6 protein-coding genes are annotated in these 7,102 nt (G+C 66.5%); all 6 read left to right on the top strand.

The window, feature by feature from the left end; all coding sequences use genetic code 11:
• Positions 1-255: 255 nt before the first annotated feature.
• Positions 256-603 carry a hypothetical protein gene (locus FJ414_RS05365; protein WP_140642048.1) on the top strand — a complete coding sequence of 116 codons (348 nt, stop codon included), beginning with the start codon at positions 256-258 and terminating at the stop codon, positions 601-603.
• 176 nt (positions 604-779) lie between these two features.
• On the top strand, positions 780-1,151 hold the full coding sequence (locus tag FJ414_RS05360; RefSeq protein WP_140642046.1) for a hypothetical protein: 372 nt from the start codon (positions 780-782) through the stop codon (positions 1,149-1,151).
• Positions 1,152-1,284: 133 nt separating this feature from the next.
• Entirely contained in the window at positions 1,285-1,911 is a 627-nt protein-coding gene (locus FJ414_RS05355; protein WP_140642044.1) for a CDGSH iron-sulfur domain-containing protein, read from the top strand.
• Between the two features lie 100 nt (positions 1,912-2,011).
• Positions 2,012-2,386 carry an endonuclease domain-containing protein gene (locus tag FJ414_RS05350; RefSeq protein ID WP_140642042.1) on the top strand — a complete coding sequence of 125 codons (375 nt, stop codon included), beginning with the start codon at positions 2,012-2,014 and terminating at the stop codon, positions 2,384-2,386.
• Between the two features lie 168 nt (positions 2,387-2,554).
• Positions 2,555-4,576, top strand: coding sequence for a hydantoinase/oxoprolinase family protein (locus FJ414_RS05345; protein WP_140642040.1), 2,022 nt, complete (start codon positions 2,555-2,557; stop codon positions 4,574-4,576).
• A gap of 317 nt (positions 4,577-4,893) precedes the next feature.
• Positions 4,894-7,074 carry a malate synthase G gene (locus tag FJ414_RS05340; protein ID WP_140642038.1) on the top strand — a complete coding sequence of 727 codons (2,181 nt, stop codon included), beginning with the start codon at positions 4,894-4,896 and terminating at the stop codon, positions 7,072-7,074.
• Positions 7,075-7,102 lie beyond the last annotated feature (28 nt).

Below are 7,102 nucleotides of genomic sequence, written 5' to 3'. Positions count from 1 at the left end.
GCGATCGCCTGCGTTTTAGAAGGAGCGGGGCGCCGAAGCTGCTGATCTCCCCCCTTGTGGGGGAGATGTCCGGCAGGACAGAGGGGGGCGCTGTCCCGCCGGCGTCTCAAAGGGTAAGCTTTCGCGGCCAGGTTCTCTTTGATTGACACAAACGCCGCGTTCCTTCGCGCCCCCCTCTGCCCTGCCGGGCATCTCCCCCACAAGGGGGGAGATTACGCACTTCACCCGTGCTCTACTCCCTCGGAGGACCTCGCCATGATTCGCGCTCTGCTCGCCTTCCTTCTCCTCACCTCGCCGGCCTTCGCCGCCGACATGTCGGTCTTCGTCCGCAACCAGCGTTCGGACGGCGTCGCGGTCGAGCTGTTCGGCCGCGACAGCGGCAAAGTCTGGCCGGGCGACGACAAGGTGTTTCTCATCCGGCCGAAGGCGCGGAAATCCGTGCCGATCTCCTGCGAGCCCGGCGAGCACATCTGCTGGGGCGCCTGGGTGAACGGCGACGATTCCGTCACCGTCGGCGTCGGCCCCGACAACGACCAGCCCTGCGACACCTGCTGCTTCATCTGCACCGAGCACTCGACCGAGACGGTCGATCTGGCGGAGTAGCGGGGCGTTGAAGCTGCCAATCTCCCCCTCTTGGGGGGAGATCAGCCAATCGCCACAGCCTCAACAATCACACCCAATTCCGTCAGCCATTTTCGCTGCCGCCCCTTGGCATACGCGCCGGCCATGTCATCATCCAACCATCGGCCGTGGGGGCCGATTCGTCATCGGGGGTTTTCATGTCTTTGCTATCCGCGCGCCGCTTTGCCGCCGCGTTTTCGCTTGCCGTCCTGTTTTCGCCTGCCGCTCATGCCGGCGACGTCACCTTCCAGATCAAGAACAGCCATCCCAATGCCATGCGGCTCGAGCTCTACAGCCAGGACCGCGACTATGTCTGGCCGGGCAACGGCAAGGATTTCTACCTCGACGACGGCGAGACCAAAGAGCTGCCGATCTCCTGCAACGAGGGCGAATCCATCTGCTACGGCGCCTGGGTCGACGGCGACGAGGCGACCTATTGGGGCGTCGGCCCCGGCAACAAGGAAAAATGCGAAGACTGCTGCTACACCTGCAGCGGCGGCGAGACCCAGGAGATCGATCTGGAGGAGTAGGGTGGCGCCTTCTTCCCCTTCTCGCACAGGGGCCCACAGGGAGAAGGAGCAGGTTGTGCCTCCGGCCAGCTTGACGCCCCTCTCGCCCCCGCCCTAGCCTCGTCTCCACCCACCAACAGGAGACCCCACCCAAATGGCAGGCACGGTCGAAGGCGAGAAGATCGACGTTTCTTTCAGCGGCAAGCGCTGCATCCATTCGCGCAATTGCGTGCTCGGCAACCCGCATGTCTTCGTGCCCAACGCGCCGGGCGAATGGATCCATCCGGAAGCGGCCAGCGTCGAGCAGGTCGTGGCGCTGGCGCAGAACTGCCCGTCGGGCGCCATCACCTACACCAGAAAGGATGGCGGACCGCAGGAGAAGCCGCCGGTGGTCAACACGGTGCGGTTGAGGGAAAACGGCCCGCTGGCGGTGCATGCCGAGATCGTGCTGGGTGACGAAACCGTCTTTCGCGCCACGCTCTGCCGTTGCGGCCTCTCCCAGAACAAGCCGTTCTGCGACAACAGCCACATCAAGGCCGGCTTCACCGCCACCGGCGAGCCGCCGCTGAAGGAAGCGCAGGTGCTGGAAGCGCGGGATGGCCCGCTGACGGTGACGCCCACGGTCAACGGACCGCTCAAGGTCGAAGGCAATGCCGAGATCGTCACCGGGACAGGACATACGATCGCCCGCACCACCAAGGTGTTTCTCTGCCGCTGCGGGCACTCGGCCAACAAGCCGTTCTGCGACGGGAGCCATAAAAGGGTGGGGTTTGTGGGGTAGGCGTCGAAGCTGCCAATCTCCCCCCTCGTGGGGGAGATGTCCGGCAGGACAGAGGGGGGCGCCGTAGAGCGCGAACCTTAACAATCACCGAGCGATGCAAATGCCCCATACGCCGCTGTCACCAAAACACCGTGCCAACGCCAGATCAATGCGCAAGGTGATGACAGGAGCCGAATTGAAGCTTTGGAACGAGCTTCGCGCCCATCGGTTGATGGGCCTAGGCTTCCGGCGCCAGTTCCCGATCGCCGGATATATCGTAGACTTCGCTTGCCCGCAGAAGAAGCTCGTCGTCGAGGTCGACGGGTCTCAGCACGGAGAAGCCGATGCCGTCGCAGGCGATGAGGCACGGACTGCGAGGCTGGAGAAAGATGGCTGGACCGTTCTGCGGTTCTGGAACGAAGATGTCATTCGCGACATCGATAATGTTTGCCAGCATATCGTGATCGTGACCGGGCTTGGAAGTCCATCCGAATAGCGCGGTCAGGTCAGCGGGACAGCGCCCCCCTCTGGCCTGCCGGCCATCTCCCCCACAAGGGGGGAGATTAGCTCTTCCCCCTGGCCCACCTCTCCCGCCTTTATCGGCCAGCCCGTATCGGCTAAGGGCTTCGCGACAAAGCCCTCTTGCCCGGACCGCCCGCCCAAAATGACCGCCAAGCCTCACCCCCTCTTCCTCGGCATCGACACCGGCGGCACCTACACCGATGCCGTGCTGTGGTCCGAGGGAGGCGGACCCAAGGGAAAAGTCCTGGCCAAGGCCAAATCGCTGACCACGCGGCACGACCTCGCCGTCGGCATTTCCGGCGCGGTGGATGCGGTGCTTCAGGAATCCGCCACCGATCCGGCCGCCATCAAGCTGGTCTCGATGTCCACCACTCTGGCCACCAACGCGCTGGTCGAGGGCCAGGGCGGGCGCGTGGCGCTGGTCATGATCGGCTTTTCCGAGGCCGACCTTGCCCGCGACGGGTTGAAGACGGCGCTCGGCACCGACCCGGTGGTGTTCTGCCCCGGCGGCCATGACGTGCATGGCAATGCGGCGAAACTCGACCTGTCCGGCCTCGAGGCGGCGCTCCCCGAGCTTGGCGGCTCGGTGTCGGGCTTTGCCGTCTGCGCCTATTTCGCCACCCGCAACCCGGCGCATGAGCTCGCGGCCCGCGACCTGATACGCGACAAGACCGGCCTGCCGGTCACCGCCAGCCACGAGTTGTCGGCCAAGCTCGGCGGCCCGCGCCGGGCGCTGACCACCTTGCTCAACGCCCGACTGATCTCGATGATCGACCGGCTGGTCGCTGCGACCGAAGGTTTTCTTGGCCATCGCGGCATCGCAGCACCCCTGATGGTGGTGCGCGGCGACGGCGCGCTGGTCTCGGCGGCCTTTGCCCGCCAGCGGCCGATCGAGACGATCCTGTCCGGCCCGGCCGCCAGCCTTGTCGGCGCCCGCCACATGACCGGGCTGGACGACGCCATGGTCTCGGATATCGGCGGCACCACGACGGACGTCGCCGTGCTCGACGGCGGCCGTCCGCGGCTCGATCCGGAAGGCGCCACCGTCGGTGGCTTCCGCACCATGGTCGAGGCGGTCGCGATGCGCACCTTCGGCCTCGGCGGTGATTCCGAAGTCACGCTGGAAGACGGCGCGCTCGACCCGAAAATCCTGCTTGGCCCGCGCCGCCTGGTGCCGCTGGCGCTTTCCGGCATGGTGCATGGCGAGGCGGTGACGTCGGAGCTGGAGCGCCAGCTGCGCGCGCCGAACCCCGGCCGCATGGACGGGCGCTTTGCCGTGCGCACCGGCGTGCCGGACCGGCTCGCCGCCGGCCTCACCGCGCCGGAAGCGAAGCTGTACGAGACGATCGGCGCCACCCCGCTGGCGCTCGACAGGCTTTTGTCGTCGAATGCCCAGAACGCCACGCTGAACCGGCTGGTCGCGCGCGGGCTCGTGCATATCTCAGGCTTCACACCGTCCGACGCCGCCCATGTCGTGGGAAAACAGTCCAATTGGGACGCCGCCGCCGCCCACCTCGGCGCCGAGCTCTTCGCCCGCCGCCGCGACGGCCGCGGCCAGACGATCGCGGCGACGCCGGAGGCCATCGCCGAGCGCGTGCTGGTGACGCTGACCCGCTGGTCGGCCGAATACATCCTCGAAACCGCCTTCGCCGAGGACGGGCTGGACGGCGCCGCCACCGTCGCGCACGCGCTGGTGCAGCGCGCGGTCGACGCCCATCCCGGCATCGCCCGCTTCACCGTCGCGCTCGACCGCCCGGTGATCGGCCTCGGCGCGTCGGCGCCGCTGCACTATGCCGGCTTGGCCGTGCTGGTCGGCAATGGCTGCATCGTGCCGGAAGACACAGACGTCGCCAACGCGCTCGGCGCCGTGGTCGGCCAGGTGCGCGTCTCGGCCGAAGCCCGCGTCAGCCAGCCCAAGGAAGGCCTGTTCCGCCTCGCCTCGGGCCAGACGGTGCGCGACTTCACCGAAGAGGACAAGGCGATCGCGGCGGCTGAGGCCGATGTGCGGGCATTGGCGGCCGAGCGCGCGAAGGACGCCGGTACCGACAGCGCCGAGATCGAAATCGCCACCGAGTTCAAGGTCTCGACCATCGAAGGCCAGCGCATGTTCATCGAAGCGCATGTCGTGGCGGTGGCGTCGGGACGGCCGCGGATTGCGGTGTAGCGAGAGCGTAATCTCCCCGCTTGTGGGGGAGATGGCCGGCAGGCCAGAGGGGGGCGCTGTCCCGCCAGCGTCTCCGTTCTTCCGCCTCTCCGACAGCCAGTCTGGGTGACATTTGCACGGGATAGAAAGTGACGAGATTGGCGTTCCTTCGCGCCCCCCTCTGCCCTGCCGGGCATCTCCCCCACGAGGGGGGAGATCAGCAGCTTCGCCGCCCCGCCAAATCCTCCCTACATCCTAAGCCGAATTGACCCCGCAACCCCAAACATGCCAAAGGCCCCCGCTAACAAGGCCAAAGCCTACTATCTGGAGACGTGTAGATGACCGACCGCATCGAGATCGCCGGGTTGCGGATTGCCCGGGAGCTCCATGACTTCGTGGCCGAGGAGGCGGCAGTCGGCATCGGCATCGACCCGGAGAAATTCTGGACCGGCTTTTCAGAGATCGTCCACGACCTCGCGCCGAAGAACCGGGCGCTGCTGGCAAAACGCGACGCCATGCAGGAAAAGCTCGACGGTTGGTACCGCGAAAACGGCGCGCCGATCGACATGGAGGCCTACAAAGGCTTCCTGAAGGAGATCGGCTACCTGGTGCCGGAAGGCCCGGCCTTCAGCGTCTCGACCGTCAATGTCGATCCCGAGATCGCCGTCGTCGCCGGACCGCAGCTGGTCGTGCCGGTGATGAACGCGCGCTATGCGCTCAACGCCGCCAATGCCCGCTGGGGCTCGCTCTATGACGCGCTCTACGGCACCGACGCCATTCCCGAGACCGGCGGCGCCGAGAAGGGCAAGGGTTTCAACCCGGCGCGCGGCGCCAAGGTGATTGCCTGGGCCAGGGATTTTCTCGACCAGTCGGTGCCGCTGACCACGGGCAAATGGGCCGGCGTCAACGGGCTCTCGGTCGCCAATGGCGCGCTCAAGGTGGGCGAAGGCGCCGGCGCCACGACGCTGGCCGACCCAAAACAGTTCGCCGGCTATCGCGGCGATGCCGCCAATCCCGAAGCGGTGCTGCTGGTGAAGAACGGCCTGCATATCGAGATCGTGATCGACCGCGCCAACCAGATCGGCAGGACCGATCCCGCGGGCATCGCCGACGTCATCCTGGAATCGGCCTTGACCACCATCCAGGACTGTGAGGATTCGGTCGCGGCCGTGGATGCGCAGGACAAGGTCGTCGTCTACCGCAACTGGCTCGGCCTGATGAAGGGCGACCTTGCCGAAGAGATCACCAAGGGCGGCAAGACGTTTACCCGCAAGCTCAATCCCGACCGCCGCTACACGGCGCCGAATGGCGGCCAGCTCTTGCTGCCGGGGCGCTCGCTGATGCTGGTGCGCAATGTCGGCCACCTGATGACCAATCCGGCGATCCTGGATCGCGAGGGGCACGAGATGCCGGAAGGCATCATGGACGCCGCCATCACCGCGTTGATCGCGCTGCACGATGTCGGCGACAACGGCCGCCGCGCCAATTCCCGCGCCGGCTCGATGTATGTTGTGAAGCCGAAAATGCACGGGCCGGACGAAGTCGCCTTCGCCGTCGAGATTTTCGACCGAGTCGAGGCGCTGCTCGGCATGGCCACGAACACCATCAAGATGGGCATCATGGACGAGGAGCGGCGCACCACCGTCAACCTCAAGGAAGCGATCCGCGCCGCAAGAGAGCGCGTGGTGTTCATCAACACCGGTTTCCTCGACCGCACCGGCGACGAGATCCACACCTCGATGGAAGCCGGCCCGATGATCCGCAAGGGCGACATGAAGCAGGCCGCCTGGATTTCCGCCTATGAGGCGTGGAATGTCGACACGGGCCTGGAATGCGGGCTCGCCGGCCACGCCCAGATCGGCAAGGGCATGTGGGCGATGCCGGACCTGATGGCGGCGATGCTGGTCGAGAAGATCGCGCATCCCAAGGCCGGCGCCAACACCGCCTGGGTGCCGTCGCCGACGGCCGCCACCCTGCATGCCACGCACTATCACAAGGTCGACGTGCACGCCGTGCAGGCGGCGCTGAAGAGCCGGCCGAAGGCCAAGCTCGACGACATCCTGTCGGTGCCGGTCGCGGTGCGGCCGAACTGGACGCCGGACGAGATCCAGCGCGAGCTCGACAACAACGCGCAAGGCATCCTGGGCTATGTCGTGCGCTGGATCGACCAGGGCGTCGGCTGTTCGAAAGTGCCCGATATCAACGATGTCGGCCTGATGGAGGACCGCGCCACGCTGCGCATCTCCTCGCAGCACATCGCCAACTGGCTGCGCCACAAGGTCTGCTCGGAAATCCAGGTCCGCGATTCGCTGCAGCGCATGGCGGCGATCGTCGACCGCCAGAATGTCGGCGACCCGCTCTACCGGCCGATGGCGCCCGATTTCGACAATTCCGTCGCCTTCCAGGCCGCCTGCGACCTGGTGTTCAAAGGGGCGAGCCAGCCCAACGGCTACACCGAGCCGGTGCTGCATACGCGGCGGCTGGAGCTGAAGGCGCGCGACAGGCAGGACTCTGCTTGAGTCTGCTGGCTTACCGCCGGCTGGTCGG

Source organism: Mesorhizobium sp. B3-1-6 (genome assembly GCF_006439555.1).
In the GTDB taxonomy this organism is placed as follows: domain Bacteria; phylum Pseudomonadota; class Alphaproteobacteria; order Rhizobiales; family Rhizobiaceae; genus Mesorhizobium.
Note: the sequence above shows the minus strand (reverse complement) of the source record. Positions and strands in the feature narration are given on the sequence as shown.